General features: G+C 57.2%; 16 protein-coding genes. 9 read left to right on the forward strand and 7 right to left on the reverse strand.

Translation table 11 applies throughout. The features are described 5' to 3' along the window. Window positions 1–45 precede the first annotated feature (45 nt). Window positions 46–846, forward strand: coding sequence for an SDR family oxidoreductase (locus STH12_RS20360; RefSeq protein WP_126169231.1), 801 nt, complete (start codon window positions 46–48; stop codon window positions 844–846). A gap of 49 nt (window positions 847–895) precedes the next feature. Here the strand turns inward: STH12_RS20360 and STH12_RS20365 are convergent, their stop codons facing one another. The 3 genes from STH12_RS20365 to purH all read right to left on the reverse strand — a co-directional run bounded on the left by STH12_RS20365 (window position 896) and on the right by purH (window position 7233). Then, window positions 896–4096 (reverse strand): ImpA family metalloprotease, encoded by a 3201-nt coding sequence (locus tag STH12_RS20365; protein WP_126169601.1) that lies wholly within the window; start codon window positions 4094–4096, stop codon window positions 896–898. Between the two features lie 194 nt (window positions 4097–4290). Beyond that, on the reverse strand, window positions 4291–5586 hold the full coding sequence (gene purD / locus STH12_RS20370) for a phosphoribosylamine--glycine ligase (RefSeq protein ID WP_126169232.1): 1296 nt from the start codon (window positions 5584–5586) through the stop codon (window positions 4291–4293). A 57-nt stretch (window positions 5587–5643) separates the two neighbouring features. Next, a complete protein-coding gene (gene purH / locus STH12_RS20375) occupies window positions 5644–7233 on the reverse strand; it encodes a bifunctional phosphoribosylaminoimidazolecarboxamide formyltransferase/IMP cyclohydrolase (protein ID WP_126169233.1) in 1590 nt (529 codons plus the stop codon). A gap of 294 nt (window positions 7234–7527) precedes the next feature. Here purH and zntR point away from each other — a divergent pair, with 294 nt between their 5' ends. Together zntR and STH12_RS20385 are read left to right on the forward strand one after the other, a co-directional pair. Then, window positions 7528–7989, forward strand: coding sequence for a Zn(2+)-responsive transcriptional regulator (zntR, locus tag STH12_RS20380; protein ID WP_126169234.1), 462 nt, complete (start codon window positions 7528–7530; stop codon window positions 7987–7989). Then, window positions 7980–9419: an SO_0444 family Cu/Zn efflux transporter gene (locus STH12_RS20385; protein ID WP_126169235.1), complete on the forward strand. Its 1440-nt coding sequence runs from the start codon at window positions 7980–7982 to the stop codon at window positions 9417–9419. The genes zntR and STH12_RS20385 overlap by 10 nt, the downstream gene beginning before the upstream one ends. Window positions 9420–9474: 55 nt before the next feature. On the opposite strand, the gene STH12_RS20390 is transcribed toward STH12_RS20385, so the two are convergent. Next, the gene (locus STH12_RS20390) at window positions 9475–10065 is read right to left on the reverse strand and encodes a carboxymuconolactone decarboxylase family protein (RefSeq protein ID WP_126169236.1); all 591 of its coding nucleotides are present in this window, start codon (window positions 10063–10065) and stop codon (window positions 9475–9477) included. Window positions 10066–10262: 197 nt separating this feature from the next. On the opposite strand from STH12_RS20390, the gene STH12_RS20395 reads away from it, so the two are divergent. Next, window positions 10263–11651: an aminotransferase-like domain-containing protein gene (locus STH12_RS20395; RefSeq protein WP_126169237.1), complete on the forward strand. Its 1389-nt coding sequence runs from the start codon at window positions 10263–10265 to the stop codon at window positions 11649–11651. Between the two features lie 93 nt (window positions 11652–11744). Further along, window positions 11745–13700, forward strand: coding sequence for a S9 family peptidase (locus STH12_RS20400; RefSeq protein ID WP_126169238.1), 1956 nt, complete (start codon window positions 11745–11747; stop codon window positions 13698–13700). Between the two features lie 388 nt (window positions 13701–14088). Here the strand turns inward: STH12_RS20400 and STH12_RS20405 are convergent, their stop codons facing one another. Both STH12_RS20405 and STH12_RS20410 read right to left on the reverse strand, forming a co-directional pair. Beyond that, window positions 14089–15114, reverse strand: coding sequence for a DUF4382 domain-containing protein (locus STH12_RS20405; protein WP_126169239.1), 1026 nt, complete (start codon window positions 15112–15114; stop codon window positions 14089–14091). A gap of 185 nt (window positions 15115–15299) precedes the next feature. Continuing rightward, window positions 15300–16226 carry a LysR family transcriptional regulator gene (locus tag STH12_RS20410; RefSeq protein ID WP_126169240.1) on the reverse strand — a complete coding sequence of 309 codons (927 nt, stop codon included), beginning with the start codon at window positions 16224–16226 and terminating at the stop codon, window positions 15300–15302. 98 nt (window positions 16227–16324) lie between these two features. On the opposite strand from STH12_RS20410, the gene STH12_RS20415 reads away from it, so the two are divergent. The 4 genes from STH12_RS20415 (at window position 16325) to STH12_RS20430 (ending at window position 19876) form a co-directional block, all read left to right on the forward strand. After that, window positions 16325–17368 carry an HlyD family secretion protein gene (locus STH12_RS20415; RefSeq protein WP_126169241.1) on the forward strand — a complete coding sequence of 348 codons (1044 nt, stop codon included), beginning with the start codon at window positions 16325–16327 and terminating at the stop codon, window positions 17366–17368. A 35-nt stretch (window positions 17369–17403) separates the two neighbouring features. Next, window positions 17404–19023 (forward strand): DHA2 family efflux MFS transporter permease subunit, encoded by a 1620-nt coding sequence (locus STH12_RS20420; protein WP_126169242.1) that lies wholly within the window; start codon window positions 17404–17406, stop codon window positions 19021–19023. Between the two features lie 77 nt (window positions 19024–19100). Next, window positions 19101–19562, forward strand: coding sequence for a GNAT family N-acetyltransferase (locus STH12_RS20425; protein ID WP_126169602.1), 462 nt, complete (start codon window positions 19101–19103; stop codon window positions 19560–19562). Further along, entirely contained in the window at window positions 19559–19876 is a 318-nt protein-coding gene (locus STH12_RS20430; RefSeq protein WP_126169243.1) for a putative quinol monooxygenase, read from the forward strand. The genes STH12_RS20425 and STH12_RS20430 overlap by 4 nt, the downstream gene beginning before the upstream one ends. Window positions 19877–20100: 224 nt before the next feature. Here the strand turns inward: STH12_RS20430 and STH12_RS20435 are convergent, their stop codons facing one another. Beyond that, window positions 20101–20355, reverse strand: a complete 255-nt coding sequence (locus STH12_RS20435) for a hypothetical protein (RefSeq protein ID WP_126169244.1) — start codon at window positions 20353–20355, stop codon at window positions 20101–20103. Window positions 20356–20377: the final 22 nt, after the last annotated feature.

Genomic DNA, 20377 nt, shown 5'->3' on the forward strand with positions numbered 1-20377 from the left:
CAGTGTAAATCCTTGTTAGTTAGGATAAATAAGGTTGGGGGACCTATGGATGGCCTGATGGACAAGGTGGTGATACTCACAGGTGCCTCGGAAGGTATTGGTCGGGCGTTGGCCCGCTCACTGGCACGCCTGGGTTGCCGCCTGGTGCTGAGCGCCCGCAATGAGGCTCGCCTCAGAACACTGCAGCTGGAGCTGGGCTCGGCGGCAGACGTGCTGCTGGTGGCCACAGATGTGGCCGATGAGGCGCAGTGCCGCAGCTTGGTGGATGCTTGTATAGACAAGTACGGCCGCCTCGATATTTTGATCAATAACGCCGGTATGACCATGTGGTCCCGCTTCGATGAGCTGGAAGATCTTCAGGTGCTCGAGCAGATCATGCAGGTTAATTACCTCGGCCCCGCCAGACTCACCCACTATGCCTTACCGCATCTCAAGCAAAGCCATGGCCAGGTGGTCGCTATTGCCTCTGTGGCTGGGTTGACCGGCGTACCCACACGCAGCGGTTATGCTGCCTCCAAACATGCCATGATGGGCTTTTTTGACTCGCTCAGAATCGAGCTTGCCGACGATGATGTGGCCGTCACGGTAATTTGCCCCGACTTTGTGGTCTCGCAAATCCATAAACGGGCCCTGGATGGCAAGGGTAATCCGCTTGGCACCACGCCGATGAAAGAAGACAAGATTATGAGTGCCGAGGCTTGCGCCGAAGCCATGATCCCCGCCATTGCCTGCCGCGAGCGTATGTTGATTATGTCCCGCCGAGGCCGTCTTGGCCGTTGGGTGCGTCTGCTGTGGCCCTCGGCCATTGACCGAATCGCCAAAAAGGCCATTGCCGGTGGCCACTGAGGTAAATTCTTAAGCCAATAAAAAACGCCCCTAAGGGCGTTTTTTTGTTTTACAAACTGCAACTTGCCGGTGAGCTGCCATCACGCCACTGGGTGGTGGCATCTGAGAGTGACAGCGGCAGGAAGCTCAGGCCTTCGCTCATATTGGCTGGCGGCAGGTCGGTCTCCAGCACATACATGCCCATCGGCAGGCTGCCCTTGGTGGCATTGGCCTGCGCCTGGGTAGCAGCGAGGCTTGAGTAGCGCAGCCCCAGCATATCGAAATGGCTCTGCCAGTTGATGCCGGTGAGCTTGCTTAACGACACCAGCATAAAGTCGTTGCCAGGAATATCCCGCACCTTCTTGCCCGCGTAAACGCTATGGCCTTCAAAGGGGAACAGACCAAAACCGAGACGGTCTTTATTGGCATCCCAATCGGCCTGATTACCGCTTAAGGCGCCAAAGATGCGCTGGTGCTGGTACAGCAGGGTGAAGATATTGAAACCATTGGCCAAGTGGGTGCCATCGGCCAGCTGCATGCCGTGGCTGCGCAGCGCCATCTGGATGTAAAACGCCATCCGATAGCCGTTGTGTACCGCGTAGTTGTTGCTCTTCCAGGGGGCTTCGTAGCGGTCGCTGCCCGCATCCAGTACCTTGCAGTTGGCGCCAAGCACCACCCGGTTGCCGCTGCTGTCTTTCACGCCAGCGGCATCCGACATAAACACATAAAACAAATCTTTATGGTTCATATGGCCATCGGTGATGGGGGTGGTATTGCCGTCACGCAGATAATGGGCCTGCCATTTCACAACGTAGGGGAAGATGTTGTTGGAGTTTTCCCCGGCGCGGCTGCCGTAACCGGCCCAGTTGTCGGCGTCACCTGCGGCGGCATATTGCACATTGAGGCGGTTGGTTTGCAGGTTGTGGCCCAGCTCGTGGTTATCGCCCCAGCCGGTGGGGCTGATGTTCCAGGCCGCATCCCAGGGGTTGCCGCTGCAACCGGCGCCGCAGTGGGCGTTCTGGTCGTAGTTGGCGTGCTGGATGATTTTGCGGGTGTGCAGGGTTTCATCCAGGCACTCGCTGCCAAGCAGATTCGTGCAGGCGGCTTTCACATCGGCAGGCAGAGATTCAGCCAGGGACTTGCCCTGAATTTTAAAGCCTGCCAGGGTGTAGACCGCATTGATATGATCTTCCGAGATGCTTTTCAGCAGTGCATTCACATCGGCCACGGCGCCGCCAATGGCATTGGTAAAGCGGTCACGGCGCATATGCTGCTCGGCGCCATCGGTACGCAGATCCACATGGGGCAGTTCGGTCTGGCTCAGGCGCTCATTAAAGGCGGCGATTTGGCTATCATCGCTGAAATTCATGATGGCCGGATGGCGGGTTACGCCGCTGGCGCTGATGTCTGCGCTAAGGGCTTCACCGCTGCCACCCAGATACAGGTACAGAGGTCCGCCGTAGGGGCTTGAAAAACTGATGCTTTCGCCTTTTTCCAGTCGCAGGCGCTGGGTTGCCAGCTCCAGTGGCGCCCGGTACACCTTTTGCTCGAAGGCGCGGTTGGTGTTGCGTCTGTGGTAGTTGAGTTTGATTTCCACCCGTGCATCGCTGTTATCCAGTCGATTCAGGGTCACAGTTTGCCCCGGCAGCACATACCAGCCGGTGGTGGTCCACTGGTTGGGGTAGGGCACGCCCAGGGTCTTGCGCTCGGTAACTGTGGCCGGATGGGCGTAACTGGCGTTGCTGCCCTTGGCGAGATTGTTCCTGTCGGTTACGTATTCTCCGAGGTCGGCCTGAGCCGGATTGTCCTTGCGGGCATAGTTCACCAGCCAGTCGGCGAACATGGCTTGCTGCCAGCTTTGCTGCTCTTCCCAGGCGATGGGGTAGTCGATGGCGGCGCGGTATTTGTCGGCAAGCAGCACGGCGGCATGCAGGGTGTCTGCGCCTGCCAATGACAAGGCATCCTGGCCCATATTATCCAGGGTGACGGCAGCGCCTCTAAGCCAGTCGGCCCCGGCTTTGAAGGCATCAACAAAGCCTGCCTCGTTACAGGAGAGGAAGTTGCCGCCACAGTTGGCCAGCAGCGCGGTATCGAAGTTACCTGCGCCGAGGTTGGCCAGCAGACGGTCGACCGCTGCCAGATTGGCATCGCTGGCGCGGATGTCGCTCACGGCAAGATTGTCGGCATTGAGTTTCGACCAATAGTTGCCATAGGTCACCAAGCCCATTTGCTGATACAGCGGGCTGAGCATGGGGCTGGCTTCTCGCCAGTAGTTGGACAGCAGCAGCGGGATCCCCGCCGCTCTGGCCTTGGCGACGGCTGCAGCTATGCCCTCATGGCCAAGTGACTTGCGGTCTATGTCCGACAGGATAATCAGGTCAGGCTTAAGGTTGTCTATACAAGTTGATAACTCGTTGTAATCACAGCTATTGGCTTCGTTAATGCTGTGGGCATTGGCATAGTTATTGGTCAGCCAGGTGCGAATCCCTTCGTTATGAGGGAAATACCAGCTGTCGGCGCGGCTCGGCATTTGCGCCGTGACTATGCTAAGCCCCTCGGTTTGGTCGGCGCCCTTGGTGAGCCAGCCGATGAGGCCTTTGAGCAGCATATCGGTTTCGGTGGAGGTACTGACCGAAAACAGGTTTGCTGCCATGGCCGCGCTGCGGTATTCACCCTCTTCTGACACCATTACCAGGCCACGATTGGCGCTGTTGCCACCGCCATCTTTATTGGCGGGCAGTAAGGTATGGGTGCGCTCAGGCAGGAAACTGGTGAAGGTGATGGAGTCGTGGCTCGGGTGCCAGCTGATTTGGGATATGCCCTGATACAGGGAATCGACCAGCGCCTTACGGGAGCCCTCGGCGGCAGCGACGGCCTCCCTTGCGTGGCTGATAAGCTCAGCATCAGTGGCCAGGCTGTGGTCGCGGTGGCGAATGGCATTGGCGGCATTGGTGATAAAGCTGGCGCTCACGGTGCAATCCGCAGCCATGGCGGCGGTGGTATAGCTGCTGCCCGACAAGGTGCCGCCACAACCTTCTATGGTATCCAGGGTAAAGCCGCTGCTTGCCGTTACAGTGAAGCTGCCCTGTTTGCCTGCTTCGATGCTGAGACTGGCGGGAGACAGCTGGCCGCCGCTGCCACTTTGGGCCTTGGCGGTGTACAGGGTCGCGGCAGGTGGCGTGGTGGTGCCACCATCGCCATCGGAAGAACCGCCGCCACCGCAGCCATAGAGGGCCAGGCTCAGGGCGGTGAAAACCAGGGTATTTCGCATGGCCACTGTGTTTCTCATGGGTAGTCCTTGTGGTCTTTTTGTACTGTTATTGTGCAGGCATTATAACCTTTCCTTCTTAGCTTTAAAGAATTAAATATAAGAAATTCATTGCGTTACAGAATGGTGTCTTTGACGTTCGTCAAATTTCAGACACAAAAAAGCCGGCAGGTGCCGGCTTTTGAATAGATGACAATTTACCGCTTTTCGCGGGCAATGGCGCGATAGCCAATGTCGGTGCGGAAGTACACGTCATCCCAGTGGATTTCATCTACCAATGCATAAGCGGCTTTTTGGGCTTCGGTCACTGTGTTGCCAAGGGCAGTGGCGCACAGTACGCGGCCACCGTTGGTGACAACGCGGCCATCGACCATCTTGGTACCGGCATGGAATACCTTGGCGTCGTTGTTGCCAAGGGACAGGCCCTCAATCACATCGCCCTTGCGGTAGTCATCGGGATAACCACCGGCAGCGAGCACCACACCTACGGCGGCGCGGCTGTCGTACTCGGCGGTCACCTTATCCAGCTCACCGCGGCAGGCGGCCAGACACAGCTCAACCAAATCGGATTTGAGGCGCATCATGATGGGCTGAGTCTCTGGGTCGCCGAAGCGGCAGTTATATTCCAGCACCTTGGCCTTGCCCTGAGGGTCGACCATCAGACCGGCATACAGGAAGCCGGTGTAAACATTGCCTTCGGCGGCCATGCCGTCCACGGTTGGGCGAATAACGTTGGCCATCACCCAGTCGTGTACGTCCTGAGTTACCACTGGGGCTGGAGAGTAAGCACCCATACCGCCGGTGTTGGGGCCGTGGTCGGCGTTATCGCGGGCCTTGTGATCCTGGCTGGTGGCCATTGGCAGGATGTTTTTGCCGTCGACCATCACGATAAAGCTGGCTTCTTCGCCCTTGAGGAACTCTTCCACCACCACGCGGGAACCTGCTTCACCGAACTTGTTGCCAGCCAGCATATCGTCGATGGCGGCATCGGCTTCGGCCTGATCCTGAGCGATGATCACGCCCTTACCGGCGGCGAGACCATCGGCCTTGATAACCACTGGGAAGCCGGTCTTACTGGCAAGCTCGGCCACAAAGGCTTTGGCGGGTGGGATTTCGGTGAAGTTCTGATAATCCGCTGTCGGGATCTGATGGCGGGCCAGGAAGTCCTTGGTGAAGGCCTTGGAGCCTTCCAGCTGCGCGGCACCCTGGGTTGGACCAAAGATGGTCAGGCCTTCGGCGCGAAACGCATCAACCACACCAATCACCAGCGGCGCTTCGGGGCCAACTATGGTCAGGGCGATATTGCTTTGTTTGGCAAAGGCGAGCAGCGCAGGGATGTCGGTGGCATCAATCGCCACGTTTTCCACCTTGGGCTCGAGGCTGCTGCCGGCGTTGCCGGGGGCCACAAATACGGTATTTACGTCGGCATTCTGAGCGGCTTTCCAGGCCAGGGCGTGTTCGCGGCCACCACTGCCAATTACGAGAATATTCATCTGCTTATTCCTTAAATCTTGAATGCGAAAGGCAGCCCTAAGGCTGCCTCAATCTTATCAGTGGCGGAAGTGGCGCATGTTGGTGAACACCATGGCCATGCCGTGCTCGTCGGCGGCGGCAATCACTTCCTCGTCGCGGATAGAACCGCCGGGCTGGATGATGCAGCTGATCCCGGCAGCGGCAGCGGCGTCGATACCATCGCGGAATGGGAAGAAGGCGTCAGACGCCATCACTGAGCCCTCAACCACCAGACCTTCGTCGGCGGCCTTGATGCCGGCAATCTTGGCACTGTAGACGCGGCTCATCTGGCCTGCGCCCACGCCAATGGTCATGCCTTCTTTGGCATACACGATGGCGTTGGATTTAACGAACTTGGCTACTTTCCAGCAGAACATCAGATCTTTAAGTTCAGCTTCGGTCGGTACGCGCTTGGTCACGACTTTAAGCTCAGCCTCGGTCACCATGCCCTGATCGCGGTCCTGAATGAGAAGACCACCGTTGACGCGCTTGTAGTCCAGACCCTTGGTCTGTTCGGTCCACTGACCGCACTCGAGCAGGCGTACGTTGGTTTTCTTGGCAACCACATCGCGGGCAGCCTGGCTTACCACGGGGGCGATGATCACTTCCACGAACTGACGCTCAACGATGGCGGCGGCGGTGTCGCCGTCCAGCTCGCGGTTAAAGGCGATGATGCCACCGAAAGCAGAAGTTGGGTCGGTCTTGTAGGCGCGGTTGTAAGCGTCCAGCAGGTTGTCGCCCAGGGCCACACCACAGGGGTTGGCGTGCTTGACGATAACGCAGGCAGGCGCATCGAATTCTTTTACGCACTCAAGGGCGGCATCGGTGTCGGCGATGTTGTTGTAAGACAGGGCCTTACCCTGCAGCTGAGTGGCGGTGGCCACAGAGGCTTCGTCGCTGTTCAAATCCACGTAGAAGGCGGCGCTCTGGTGGCTGTTTTCGCCGTAGCGCAGGTCCTGCTTCTTCACCAGCTGGGTGTTGAAGGTGCGTGGGAATTTGGAGTCGTCGTGGCACTCGTCGCTGCTGTGAGCTGGAACCATGGTGCCGAAGTAGTTGGCAATCATGCCATCGTAAGCAGCAGTGTGCTCGAAGGCGGCAATAGCCAGATCGAAACGGGTAGCGTGGGTGGTAGAGCCGCCGTTAGCGCTTATTTCGGCCAGCACACGGTCGTAGTCTTTGGCGTTAACCACAATCACCACGTCTTTGTGGTTCTTGGCGGCAGCGCGCACCATGGTAGGACCGCCGATATCGATGTTCTCGATGGCGTCTTCCAGAGTACAGCCAGGCTTGGCAACGGTAGCGGCAAAGGGGTACAGGTTAACGGCAACCAGATCGATAGGGCCAATGTTGTTGGCGGCCATTACGTCTTCGTCCTGGCCACGGCGCGCCAGAATGCCACCATGCACCTTGGGATGCAGGGTCTTGACCCGACCGTCCATGATCTCAGGGTGACCTGTGTAGTCAGAAACTTCGATCACAGGTACGCCGTTATCGGCCAGCAGCTTGGCGGTGCCACCGGTGGACAGGAGTTCTACGCCCTGTGCATGCAGTGCCTGGGCAAACTCGAGGATACCTGTTTTATCGGACACGCTCAGCAGCGCGCGGCGAATGGGTCTGGCATTATTCATTTTGGGTACAGTTTTCCGCTGTTAAGGGTTCAAGGATCTTTCGGAAAACAAAACAGCATCAATGTTTTATTTTCCAAAAGTCCCTCGCGTTTCCCCTCACGCGAGTTTATTGGTCTGCCAAGACACCTTTTTATGGGCGCGTATTCTACCGTAAAACGCTGCCCGGCGCTGTTTTTTCTGCGTGATTTCACAATATCGTTCTGCGAACGACACCCAAGCCAATACAGACCCTTGACCTTGGATTAAACTCCAAGGTTTATACTTGCGCCATTGTTGGAAATTCGGGATAGACACATGTATCGCATCGGTGAGTTGGCCAGCCTCTGTGAGGTGAAAGCCGATACCCTGAGGTTTTACGAAAAGCACGGTTTGCTGGCGCCCTCGATGCGCACTGATTCGGGCTACCGGCTTTACAGCCGCGATGATGCCGCCCGGCTCAAGTTTATTTTGCGTGCCAAGGCGGTGGGCTTTAGCCTGAATGAAATCACCGAGCTGTTGTCCATCGAGCTGAATAAGGCCGAGTGGGCCTGCGCTGATGTGAAAGGTATGGTGGATGACAAGCTCGAGCAGGTGAATGCCAAAATCGCCGAGCTGACGGTATTTCGCGATTCTTTACAGCGTTTGTCGGACGCCTGCTGCGGCGGCCCCGAGAGCGCCGAACACTGCTCCATTTTGGAAGCATTGGAAACCAATCATCAGGTGCGTCCGGAACATCACGGCAGCGCACAGCATAAGGATGATGACTCATGTTGTTGAACAACTTTCTTCATTTATTTTTGGAATCCGCCCCCTGGCTGCTGCTCGGGCTGTTTTTGGCCGGTATGCTGAAAATGTTTGTGCCCATGGAGTGGATGCAAAGGCAGCTCGGTGGTCACGGCTTTAAGGCAACTGTTAAGGCGGCGCTGCTGGGTGCGCCCCTGCCACTGTGCTCCTGCGGGGTAATTCCGGCGGCAGTGGGCCTTCGGCGCAGCGGCGCCTCCAAGGCGGCCACCACCTCGTTTTTGGTGTCTACCCCTGAGACTGGCGTCGACTCAGTGACCGTCTCCTATGTGTTGCTTGGGCCCTTTATGGCCATCATCCGCCCCATCGCTGCTGTGACCAGCGCCATTGTGGCAGGGCTGCTGGTTGGCCGTGATGAGGATGAGCCGGATAACAGATCCCAATCCACAGAAGCATCGTCTGAAACGCAGTTTGAGAAGCCTTCTGATAAGCCAGTGGCCAGGCCAGCCATGAGCTTCAAACCGGTTGCGGCAGACAGCCCACTGATGACCCCAACCGGCGCCAAGCTGGCTGGGGCGCCGGCGGTGAGTTTCAAACCAGTTACCGAAAAAACAGCGGCAAAGACTGGCGCCAGCTGCTGCTCCGGCAAAGCCGAAGCTGAGCCCAAGCCCGAACCCATACAGGGATCCTGCTGCACGCCAAAGGCGGTTGCGGCTTCTTGTTGCGACGCCAAGCCCGCCGCTGATAAGGCCTCCTGTTGCAGCCCCAAGGCCGCAGTGCCCGAGGCACAAAGCTGCTGCGCGTCTTCATCATCCGCGTCCATGGTCAAATCTGCTGATGCTGGCTGCTGTGGCAGCACGCAACAGCATGCTCACCCGGCGGATAAGCCTGCCTCTGTGATAGAGCGAGTTTGGGATGGGCTGGTGTATGCCTCAACCGACCTGGTGCGCGATACCGCCATCTGGCTGCTGATTGGTCTTTTCTTCGCTGCTTTGGTGCAAACCTATGTGCCGGCAGACTTTTTGGCTCAATGGGGTAACGGCATTCTCGCCATGTTGGTGATGGTGCTGGTGTCTATTCCCATGTATATCTGCGCCACGGCGTCGACCCCGATTGCGGCAGGATTGCTGCTGGCCGGTGTGTCTCCCGGCGCTGTGCTGGTGTTTATGATGGCAGGCCCAGCCACCAATATCGCAACCCTGGGGGTGGTGACCAAGGAACTGGGTAAGCGGGCGCTGTTTGGCTACCTGGGTGGTGTGCTGGGTGTGGCCCTGGTGTTTGGTGTGCTGGTGAACTATCTGGTGGCGACCTTTGGCTTTGAGGTGGCGCCGCAGATTGGTGAGGAGCATGCCATGCTGCCAGACTGGCTGGTGGCCTCATCCGGGCTGCTGCTCGCCTTCCTGATGGGCCGGGTGCTGTGGCAAAAACTGCCCCGCAAGCAAAAAACCGGCAGCTGTTGCAGCTAGTCCCAACGCATCAAAAAGCCCCGCACCGCGGGGCTTTTTGTTTAAAGAGCTGAGCTTATTTGTGCTTGCCGGTATTCCAGCCGCGGTGGCCAAGAAGCTTTTCACCGGACTCGATGGCGCCGGTTTCCAGGGTGGTGCCCATGGAATCGTTCCAGCGGTTGAGGTAGCCAAACAGGGCGATAACCCCCAGCATCTCGACTATCTCATCTTCTTCCCAATACTGATGCAGTCTGGCATTCAGCTCGGCATCCACTTCATTGGGCACAACTGAGGCCGCCACGGCAAAGTCCAGGGCTGCCCGTTCGGCCTCACTGAATGCGCTGTGGGTCTTGTATTCCCACACATGCTCCAGCTGCTCAGCGTCGGCGCCGTATCGCTCGGCGGCGCGGATAGTGTGTGCCTGGCAGTAGCGACAGCCGGTGATATTGCTGGATACATAGGCGATGAGGCGCTTCTGGGCGCTGGTCAGGCGACCCTTGTTTTCCATTACAGCCATGTTCAGTTCGATAAAGGCCTTGGCGATGCGGGGGCGGCGCATCATGGTCAGCACGCTATTGGGACAAAATCCCAAGGTTTCGTTAAAGAACTTGGCCATTTCGGCCACTTCGGGGTTGGAATCGGCAGGCAGGGGGCTAACCAGCGGCATGGGGTCTCCTTGAAGCAGCAGAAAATAAAAAGCACCTTGGGGCAATCCCGCACCCGCGGCGCTTTGAGAGAGTACCTTACTAGCCTAAGAAAAAGTTTTGCTTGGCAATAGCTGCGCCGCCGCACTAAGTTATCGATACACTTTCAGGGCAAACTTTCACTGTATCGTGGATTTTTGGCAAAACTGTATCGGTTGAAATGAAAAAATATCAGCAAGTCGCCGAGGCTATCGCCAGGCAGATCCGCGAAGGCCGTTATGGCCTGGGCGAGCGTTTGCCTTCGGTTCGGGAGGTGTGCGGCCGTTTTGGCATCAGTATGTCTACTGCGCAGGCCGCGTTTCGGCTGTTGGAAGATCAGGCGCTGGCACAGGCGCGGCCGGGCGCCGGTTTTTATGTGAGTTTTCGCGGCACGCCGCAGGTACCTGGGGAGGGGCCGGCCAGGTATGAGGTGCATAACCGCATGCTGCAGGTGCTGTCCTGGTGTGCCCAGCCTGGCATCACAGATTTGGGTACCGCGGTCCTGTCTCCCGGGCTGTTGCCCAGAGCGGCTCTGTCGAAGCTGCTGGCTCGTCAGGCACGCTTTGAGATGGCAACCGTGCTGCAACCGCTTTTCAGTGGTGGCCATCCACCGCTGAGGCGTGAAATTGCCAAGCGGCTGATATTGCAAGGGATTGAGCTTGGTGAAAGCGAGGTGCTTGTTACCGGTGGCTGTCAGGATGCCATTTCACTTGCCCTCAGTGCCATTGCCCACGCGGGCGACACCATTGCGGTGGAAAGCCCCTGTTTTCCCGGGCTGCTGCAGGTGATTGAATCATTGGGTATGAAGGTGCTGGAAATTCCCTGCTCGCCCGGACAGGGGCTCAGTGTGGAGGCGCTGCAACTGGCGCTGGCACGTTGGCAGGTGGCGGCTCTGGTGCTTTGCCCGGATTTTTCCAATCCCACCGGTAGCCAAATGCCGCTGGCCAATCGGCAACGCTTGCTGGCGCTGGCTGGAGAGCACGATCTGGCGATTATCGAGGATGACCTGTTTTCTGAGTTGCAGGAGCCGGGCAAAGGCATCCCGGCGCTGAAGGCGCTCGATACTGACGGGCGGGTTATCTACTGCTCATCGGTGGCAAAGTCGCTGGGTTCTGGGCTCAGGCTCGGTTGGCTGTGCGGCGGCCGTTATCATGGCGATATCGCCAAATTGAAGGCATTTCGGAATGTATCTGAGCCTTTGATTATTCAGGCATTGGTGGCGGAGTTCATGGCCAGTGGTGGCTATGGCAGGCACCTTGGAAGCCTTGGAAAACGGCTGCAACTGAATCTGAAAAAACTGCGCGGCTGGGTGGAGCAGGCCTTTCCGGGTCAGACTCAAATCGGTCGGCCAGAGGGGGGCTTTGTGCTCTGGGTAAGCTTGCCCGGCATAGACTCGGGGCGGCTATTGTCCCTCGCGGTTGCCGAAGGGGTGGCCTTCTTCCCGGGGGATGTGTTTTCCGGGGCGGGGCAATACAACCACTGCCTGCGTTTAAGTGGTGCCTTCGACGATGACGACAAGACCCAAAAAGCCGTGGCAGTGCTTGGTCGGCTTGCTCATAGTTTGTTGTAACTTCTTACAAAAGGAACTTGTCTAAACAAGTTCATCCACCCATGATGGGTAAGTTCCAGCGGTAACGGATTAACAATTTCCAGAGGGATTTTCATGAAAAAAACCATGCTGGCACTAAGCCTGTCTGCCTTGGCAGTCATGGGGTGCCAATCCACATCAAATGAATCGGCCACAGCGCCAACGGCCAGCCAAAGTGGCGCCGAAGCCCTGGGCCCCATGGCCAAGCCACGTTTGTTGGCGCATCCCCGCTATGACGCCAAAACCTTCTACGACACCACCTCTTACACGGGCTCGAGCATCAGTGCCGATGGCCGTTCTGTGCTGGTGGGCTCTGACGAGTCGGGCATTTATAACCTGTATCGACTGAGTCTGGCTGATGGCAGCAAGATACAGCTGACCAATTTCGAAGACAGTACCTACCCCGAGCGCTGGTTCCCGGCCGACGACAGGGTGCTGTTTTCCAAGGATCAGGGCGGTAACGAGCTGGATCATGTGTATGTGCGCGAACTCGATGGCAGCATCCGTGATCTGACCCCGGGCGATAATACCCGAGCCTCCTTTGCCGGCTTTACCGAAGACGGTAAGTCATTCTTTATCCTCACCAATGAGCGCGATCCCAAGTTTATGGATCTGTACCGCTACGATGCGTCCAGCTACGAGCGCACCCGGGTATTCCAAAACGATCAGGGCTTTTCGCTTGGGGATATAGATAAGAGTGGCCGCTTTGTGGCGCTGAACAAATCCGTCAGCAACAAAGATAGCGACATCTACTTGCTGGATTTGCGCAGCCGCAGCCTTAAACCCGTGATGGTAAGTGAGCCAGACCTCGAGGCCTCTGAAGGAGTGAAGAGCTTCTCGCCGGATGGCCGCACCCTGTATTACAGCAGCAATGCCAAGTCTGAATTCGATGAGGTGTGGGCCTACGATATTGCCTCTGGCAAGCGCACCAAGGTGGCCTCGGAAGACTGGGATATCCTCTACTATGGCTTCTCTGAAAGTGGCCGTTATCAGGCGATGGCGGTGAATGCCGATGCCCGAACCGAGGTCAGCATCACAGATACCCAAACCGGCAAGGCGTTGGCGCTGCCACCGCTGCCTGCGGGTGATATTCGTGGCGTGAGTTTTTCCAAAGACGATAAAACCATGGTGTTTTATCTGAACTCAGACATTTCGCCTTCGGATCTCTACGTTTGGCGTGTTGGCGAGCCGTCGGTGAAGCGCCTGACCAATGCTCTGAGCGCGGATATCGATCGCAATAGCCTGGTGGCCTCCAAAGTGGTGCGTTACAAGAGCTTCGATGGCCTTGAAGTGCCAGGGCTGCTGTATCAGCCCAAGCTGGCCCATGGCGCCAAACCGGCACCGGCCATTTTGTGGGTTCACGGCGGCCCGGGTGGCCAGAGCCGCAGCGGCTACAGCCCTACCATCCAGCATCTGGTGAACCATGGATATACGGTGTTTGCGGTTAACAACCGTGGCAGCTCAGGTTACGGCAAAACCTTCTTCCATCTGGATGATAAAAACCATGGTGAAGGCGATCTGCAGGATATGGTGTGGGCCAAAAAATATCTGCAAAGCCTCGACTGGGTAGACAACGACCGCATCGGCATTGTCGGCGGCAGCTACGGTGGCTTTATGGTGGCCGCTGCGCTGGCCTTCACTCCGGAGGAATTCAAGGTCGGTATCGATATCTTTGGAGTTACCAACTGGGTACGTACCCTGAACTCAATACCGCCCTGGTGGGAGAGTTTCCGCAAGTCGCTCTACGATGAAATGGGCGATCCGGCCACCGATGGCGAGCGCCACAAGGCGATTTCACCCCTGTTCCACGCCAGCAATATAGTGCGGCCGCTGATGGTTATTCAGGGCGCCAACGATCCAAGGGTATTGCAGGTGGAAAGCGATGAGCTGGTGGAAAAAGTCCGCGCCAATGGGGTGCCGGTGGAATATGTGCTGTTTGATGACGAAGGCCACGGCTTTACCAAGAAGGCCAACAGAATTGCGGCTTCCGAGGCGTATCTTAAATTCCTTGATACCTACTTAAAGCCCTGATTGCACGGGCTGAAAACACAAAAAAGGCACTCAATTGAGTGCCTTTTTCATGGATGTTCTATCACGGCGGTGCTGGCTTACTTGCCCTTTTTGCCGAGGTTTTCAACCTTGCTGCCGGCTTGTTGTTTCTTCGCCTGTTTGGCGGCGCGTTTTTCCTTCATGCTTTTTTGCGGTGCTTTCTTTTGGTCTTTGCTCATGGTGGCTCCCTGCGGTGGTCGGTGGCGCCGTTTGTTGAATTTTTAAACGGCAAGAGTCAGCTTAGAGAATCCCGAAAAAGACAGATAGATTATTTTGCGCTAATAGAAATTGGCTTATTCGAAAGCTTGCTAACGGCGCAAAGCCATAAAAAAAGCCCCTGTTTTAAGGGGCTTTTTTACTGCTATTCGACTTAACCCGCTGGGGTGTAGTCGGCAGGGAAGTTACGGCTGCTGGTGGCGCCCTGGGTGACAGTTACGTCCTGCTCATCGGCGTGGATGAAGAAGGGGGCAACTTCGTCTGTGGGCGCATTGTCGGCTTCAGGATCGTCGTTCTGGGCCACGCAGGTGTAACCCAGGGCATAGCTGCCGGTCACCACATAGCCAAACTCGTAGCCATGGCCAGTTAGGTTACCGGCTTCATCGGTGATGTCGTTCACGCGGGCTACGGCCAGCGGGGCAACCATGGGCTCGGTAACCTGAGCACGGATGTCGCTCATGTTTTCCAGTACAGTGCCTGCATCGTACAGGTACACAGCACCGGCAAACTCGCTGCCACCGGCCGCGGTTTCACAGGCGGCGATGGTGTCAGGGCCAATCAGACCTTCGATGTTGCCAACTTCGGCGCGGTTAACCAGCTGTACCGAGGTCGGCTTGAGGGTCCAGTAGTCTTTGTTGCCATGGGGCGCCTGAATACCACGGGCGAGGTCAAACTCGGCAACGTAGTCGTTGGCACCGGCGGCGATAGTGAAGCTCTTGTTGAAGAACAGGCGACCGGTGTCGGCGTCTTCGGCGCCTGTGCCACCGCAGCTGCCGTTGCTGTTGGTCACCAGACCATGGTCGTTGCCATCGTTGGTTTTCACAAATGAACTGGCGGTATCCACGGTTTCGCGGTTTTCCATGTAGATACACATCTGGTATTCGCCAACCGGTACCTGCACGCCTTCGACCAGGGTCTCGGCTGAAGCGCCCTGGAACGACAGCAGGTCAACCTGCTTGGCGGCGCCGTTGTTTGCCACGTTGAAGGAGTAAGTGCCGCTGGCATTTTTCAATACCACTTGTTTGAAGGCGATATTAACCTCGGTCGCATCGGCTGGGTTATCCGATACGCCCAGGCTGAAGCTGCCCATCTGTACCTGAGGGGTGTCATCGCCACCGCCGCCGCATGCGGCAAGCAAGGAGGTCAGGGTGACGGCAATCAGAGTTTGGGTGAATTTCATGTTGCACCTTTTTCGTTATTCAGAGTTCCATAAGTCCCTGTTTTTGAGGTTCACTTCTTCCCTGAACCCTCAGTGCTCATGCGAAAGTGTTAGCCTGAGCACCTGCCGGACAGGATAACCCCTCGTACGGTAAATGCAAATTTCCTGATGTAGCGCCCGTTTGCAACCGTCGAACAGGCCCGGTTTCAGCGTTTGATAAAGTCTGGCACTTCCAGCACCTCATCGCCAAATCGCTCGAACAAATGGGTAAACACGAATTCGATAAACACCCGGTAGCGCCGCGGCAGGTAGGCGCGTTGGGGGTAATTAAGGGTGATTTTCGCCTGCTGCATGGGAAAGTCTTCCAGCACAGGCACCAGTTGCCCGGCCTCAATGGCATCTTTGGCTATCAGGGTGGGTACGGCGGCGATCCCCACACCTTCGAGGGCCGCTTCCCGCGCCAGGGTGACATTATTGACCGTGAGCTGCGCCTCGGGCTCAAACACCTGCCACTGCTCGCCATCGAAAATGCGCCACACGCCATCGATATGGGCCGAGGTCAGCCGAATGGCTCTGTGATGTACCAGATCGGCCGGGACCTTTGGCGTGCCGAATCTGGCCAGATAATCCGGTGAGGCGAGCAAAATCTTTTCGGCGCGGATCAGCGCATGGCTTGTCAGCCGGGTGTCTTTGACATCGGAAATCTGAAACAGCATATCGATGCCTTCTTCCATTACGTCTACCCGGCGGTTAGTCAGCTCAGTTTCAATATTAATTTCAGGGTATTGCATCAAAAAGCGCGCTAACACCCGGCCAAGATACAGCTGCCCCAATTCGATGGGACAAATGACCTTGAGGGTGCCGCGAATTTGCTGCTGGCTGGCACTCAGCTGTTCTTCGGCCAGTTGCAGCTCAGACAAAATCCGATTGATGCGGTTGTAGTAGTTGTTACCTGCCTCGGTGAGCTTGAGGGCGCGGGTGGTGCGAAATAGCAGCTGCACTCCGGCATCTTTCTCCAGCTCGGCAACTTTACGACTGACGGTGGCCTTGGTAACGCCAAGCTGGGCGGCGGCCGCGGTGAAGCTGCCCTGTTCCACCACTGCGGCAAACAGCTGTACCCGATTTAAGTCCATGATTGTTACACCTGTGAAACAGTGGGTTGAATTTTGGCTGACTAATCAAAAAAAAGAGACAGAAGTACAATAGCAGTCACTGAATAAGGAGTCTACGAATGAGCAAATCAAAACTCTGGGTGCTGTTACCTGTGCTGGCCATAGTTGGCGGTGGCCTGTATCTGTGGCACAGCCTCAGGTTTATTGAACGCACTGATAACGCCTATGTGGAAGCCGATATTTCTCAGGTCAGCGTGAAGGTGCCGGGGCTGGTGGTGGAGTCGCGGGTGCAGGACAACCAGCATGTGCTCGCCGGCGCCCTGCTTGCCCGCCTCGATGACAGCGAATACCGCGCCAGGGTGGCACAGAGCGAGGCGCGTCTGGCCAATGTCAGTGCCGAACTTGCCACGCTGGAAGCCAAGATAAATTTGCAGGGCGCCCTCATCGCCCAGGCCCGTGCCGGGGTGCAGGCGGCCGATGCTGAGCACAAGCGGGTGAAGCAACAACTGGTGCGTGCCAGTGAGCTGCGCCGCCGTGACTACAGCTCCCAGGACGATGTGGATCGCCTGAGCGCCGAGCTCGATGGCGCCACAGCCCGTACTGAAGAGAGCCAGGCATCGCTGGATGCCCGTGAGCAGGAACTGGCGGTGCTGGTGGCCGAGCGCAATCAGCTCAATGCCAGCCATGCCGAAGCTGTGGCTGGATTAAGCCTGGCCAAATTGCAGCTTAAAGATACCGAAATCCGCGCCCCCTTCGATGGGGTGGTGGGCAAGCGCGGCGCCTTTGTCGGCCAGTATGTGCAGCCGGGGCAAGCGCTTTTCAGTTTGGTGCCGGACGGGGCCATGTGGATCACTGCCAATTTCAAAGAAACGCAGATCCACGGGATGAAACCCGGTCAGCCGGTGACAGTGTCACTCGACGCGTTTCCCGACCATGAATTCCATGGAGTCATCGACAGCCTGTCGCCGGCTTCCGGTGCCAAATTCAGCCTGCTGCCGGCAGAGAACGCCACCGGCAACTTCACCAAGATTGTGCAGCGTATTCCGGTGCGGATCCGGCTGGAAATGAGTGAAGAGCAGGCCCACGTAGTGCCCGGCCTCAGCGCCGTGGTGTCGGTGGATACCCAGCTGGCCCCCAACCAGGCGCTGACGGCGAGCCGCTGAGGCTGCCAGATGCTGCCCGGATGTAAGGAGCTACCATGAGCCACTCTGTTTCCGTGCCCGGTCACGCCCCGGGCGATAAATCTGATATTGCCATCGACTACGGGGTCGGCAGCCGCCGCGCCTGGATTGCTGTGATGGGCGGCCTTATCGGCGCCTTTATGGCGATATTGGATATCCAAATCACCAATGCGTCGATGAAGGAAATTCAGGGTAGCCTGGGGGCGACACTGGAAGAAGGCTCCTGGATTTCCACCGCTTATCTGGTGGCGGAGATGATTGCCATTCCGTTGTCCGGTTGGCTCAGCACCGGCTTGTCGGTGCGCCGTTATTTGCTGTGGAGTACCTCGGCCTTTATTGTCAGTTCGCTTTTGTGCTCCATGGCCTGGGATTTAAACTCGCTGATTGCCTTTCGGGCGATGCAGGGCTTTTTTGGTGGCGCGTTAATTCCCTTGGCCTTCAGGCTGATTGTTGAATGTTTGCCTCAGGAAAAGCGGGCCACAGGGATGGCGCTGTTTGGGGTAACGGCTACCTTTGCGCCGTCGATTGGCCCAACTCTGGGCGGCTGGCTCACCGAGCATTTCAGCTGGCATTTTCTGTTTTACATCAACCTGCCACCCGGACTGCTGGTGCTGGCCATGTTGGGGTGGGGGCTTGAGAAGCAGCCTATCGATTGGAGCAAGCTGACCCAGGTAAGTCTGGGGGCCATTCTGACCATGGCTCTGGGGCTTGGCTGCCTCGAAGTAGTGCTGGAAGAGGGCAACCGCAAAGACTGGTTTGGCTCGGATCTTATCCTGAATCTTGCCATAGTTGCGGCCATCAACCTGGTACTGTTTGTGGTGTTGCAGCTTAGAAGCCGGTCACCGCTGGTGAATCTCAGACTGCTGGCGCAGCGTGACTTTGCGCTGTCATCGGTGGCTTATTTTCTGCTGGGGCTTGGCCTGTTTGGTGCCATCTATCTTATCCCTCTGTACTTGTCGCAGATCCACAATTACTCGGCGCTGGAGATTGGCAAGGTCATCATGTGGATGGGCTTCCCGCAGCTGCTGATCCTGCCGCTGGTTCCCAGACTGATTGAGCGCTGGGATCCCCGTTATCTGGCGGCCTGGGGCTTTTTGCTGTTTGCGCTGAGTTATTACCTGAACTCCCATATGACCGCCGACTTCGCCGGTGAGCAAATGATAGTGGCACAAATTGTGCGCGCCATGGGGCAGCCCTTTGTGTTGGTGCCCATCGGTATTATTGCCACCATGCACCTGAAGCCCCAGGACAGTGCCAGCGCCTCTACGTTGCTGAATCTTATCCGAAATCTTGGCGGCGCCTGTGGTATTGCACTGGTGGCCACCATGCTCGACAACCGGGCGCGGGAGCATCTGGCCTATCTGAAAGAGTCGGTGCCGGCCGTCAGCGCCTCGGTGCAGCAGCATCTGTCGGCGCAGGCATCGAGCCTGTTTGCCTCGGGGATTGACCCTGTCAGCGCCGATGCCATGGCCCGCAAGCTGTTTGGCGATACCCTGACGCGGGAAGCCTTTATGCAGGCGTATAACGATGTGTTTTTTGCCATTGGTATGTTGCTGGGGCTGGCGGTTGTGGCAGTGCTGCTTATCCGTCCAAGGGGCAAACAGGCGCCGGGCGCCAATGCCGGTGAGATGCATTAATTCCGATAACGGTGGGGCTGCGCCACGGGTTTGGCGGTGATAGACTGGCGTTTTCGACTGTTTCGGAGAGCCCCGTGATCCAATGGCAAATCAAACGCTTCGCTGAGCTGGATGCGCTGACGCTGTATCAGCTGCTTAAGCTCAGGGTCGATATCTTCGTGGTGGAGCAAAGCTGCCCTTATCCCGAACTGGACAACAAAGATCTGGCCCCGGATGCACTGCATCTGCTTGGCTGGCGTGACGATGCGCTGGTGGCTTACGCCCGTATTCTGCCGCCGGGCGTGAGTTATCCTGAGGCCAGTATTGGCCGGGTGGCGGTGGCCGAGGCTGCCCGTGGCGGCGGTAATGCGCGCCAGTTGATGGCCCAGGCCATAGAGGCGGCGCTGGCTCAGTGGCCTGATGCCGGGATCCGGATTGGTGCCCAGCAGTACCTCGAAGGCTTTTATGGCTCATTGGGTTTTGCAGCTGTCTCCGACGTCTATCTTGAAGATGGTATTCCCCACCTCGACATGTTGTTCAACAAGGAATTGATGTCATGACTCAATACGTGAAAAACGAGCGCCAATTGGTATGTGTTGCCAGCTTTCTGGCTTTTCCCGGCAAAGAAGAGGCGCTGATCGCTGCCCTGAGTTCGCTGATTGCCGACACCCGCCGCGAGCCGGGTTGCATCCGCTATGAACTTAACCAGAGCCGTGATGAGCCAAGACGCATCACCTTTGTGGAGAAGTTTGTCGACCTGCAGGCGTTTGAGGAGCACTGCGCCAAAGACGCTATCCAGCACTATTTTCATCAGGTCATGCCGGCGCTGGTGGAGTCGTATCAGGTAGAAACCTATCACGAAATCATCGCCTGATTTGCCTGCAAGCCATATGAGTAAAAGCCCCGCCAAGCGGGGCTTTTTGTTTGACCGTGAATCGCCGTGAGATGCAAAAAGGCCGGATCAGGGAAGCCTTGATCCGTGCCGGAAAGCTAAGAGATTTGAGAAAACAAGGCAGCGGCGGCCAGATTGACCGCATGCTGTCTGTGTCAGCCCATTATTGCCGGGGAGGGGCATCGGCAACAGGGGCCCGGGAAGGCTTAATGAGGCCTGAGGGTTATCTCAGGCCGGGTGTTCAACTCGCCATCGGCATCCAGGGTGGCTATGTCTTTATCCTGGGCGATAATCGCCAATGGGCCCTGAGGCAGGTTACGCACAAACAGCAGGCGATATCCCCAGGTTTGCAGCCGGTAGAGGCTCATCTTCTGTTCTGCGGTCATGGTGTCCCAGTGGTCCTGGGTACGCAGTGCAATCCCTCGCCTGTCTTGATCCACCGCCAAGGTTTGATTCATCATATCTCGCCCCAACAATTAGGTG

Source organism: Shewanella khirikhana (assembly GCF_003957745.1).
GTDB classification, from domain to species: Bacteria; Pseudomonadota; Gammaproteobacteria; order Enterobacterales; family Shewanellaceae; genus Shewanella; species Shewanella khirikhana.

What these genes read in the sequence shown, in the direction of transcription:
- STH12_RS20360 (WP_126169231.1), top strand. Translation starts at nt 46, where the DNA reads ATGGATGGCCTGATGGACAAGGTGGTGATACTCACAGGTGCCTCGGAA.
- STH12_RS20365 (WP_126169601.1), bottom strand. Translation starts at nt 4,096, where the DNA reads ATGCGAAATACCCTGGTTTTCACCGCCCTGAGCCTGGCCCTCTATGGC.
- purD (WP_126169232.1), bottom strand. Translation starts at nt 5,586, where the DNA reads ATGAATATTCTCGTAATTGGCAGTGGTGGCCGCGAACACGCCCTGGCC.
- purH (WP_126169233.1), bottom strand. Translation starts at nt 7,233, where the DNA reads ATGAATAATGCCAGACCCATTCGCCGCGCGCTGCTGAGCGTGTCCGAT.
- zntR (WP_126169234.1), top strand. Translation starts at nt 7,528, where the DNA reads ATGTATCGCATCGGTGAGTTGGCCAGCCTCTGTGAGGTGAAAGCCGAT.
- STH12_RS20385 (WP_126169235.1), top strand. Translation starts at nt 7,980, where the DNA reads ATGTTGTTGAACAACTTTCTTCATTTATTTTTGGAATCCGCCCCCTGG.
- STH12_RS20390 (WP_126169236.1), bottom strand. Translation starts at nt 10,065, where the DNA reads ATGCCGCTGGTTAGCCCCCTGCCTGCCGATTCCAACCCCGAAGTGGCC.
- STH12_RS20395 (WP_126169237.1), top strand. Translation starts at nt 10,263, where the DNA reads ATGAAAAAATATCAGCAAGTCGCCGAGGCTATCGCCAGGCAGATCCGC.
- STH12_RS20400 (WP_126169238.1), top strand. Translation starts at nt 11,745, where the DNA reads ATGAAAAAAACCATGCTGGCACTAAGCCTGTCTGCCTTGGCAGTCATG.
- STH12_RS20405 (WP_126169239.1), bottom strand. Translation starts at nt 15,114, where the DNA reads ATGAAATTCACCCAAACTCTGATTGCCGTCACCCTGACCTCCTTGCTT.
- STH12_RS20410 (WP_126169240.1), bottom strand. Translation starts at nt 16,226, where the DNA reads ATGGACTTAAATCGGGTACAGCTGTTTGCCGCAGTGGTGGAACAGGGC.
- STH12_RS20415 (WP_126169241.1), top strand. Translation starts at nt 16,325, where the DNA reads ATGAGCAAATCAAAACTCTGGGTGCTGTTACCTGTGCTGGCCATAGTT.
- STH12_RS20420 (WP_126169242.1), top strand. Translation starts at nt 17,404, where the DNA reads ATGAGCCACTCTGTTTCCGTGCCCGGTCACGCCCCGGGCGATAAATCT.
- STH12_RS20430 (WP_126169243.1), top strand. Translation starts at nt 19,559, where the DNA reads ATGACTCAATACGTGAAAAACGAGCGCCAATTGGTATGTGTTGCCAGC.
- STH12_RS20435 (WP_126169244.1), bottom strand. Translation starts at nt 20,355, where the DNA reads ATGATGAATCAAACCTTGGCGGTGGATCAAGACAGGCGAGGGATTGCA.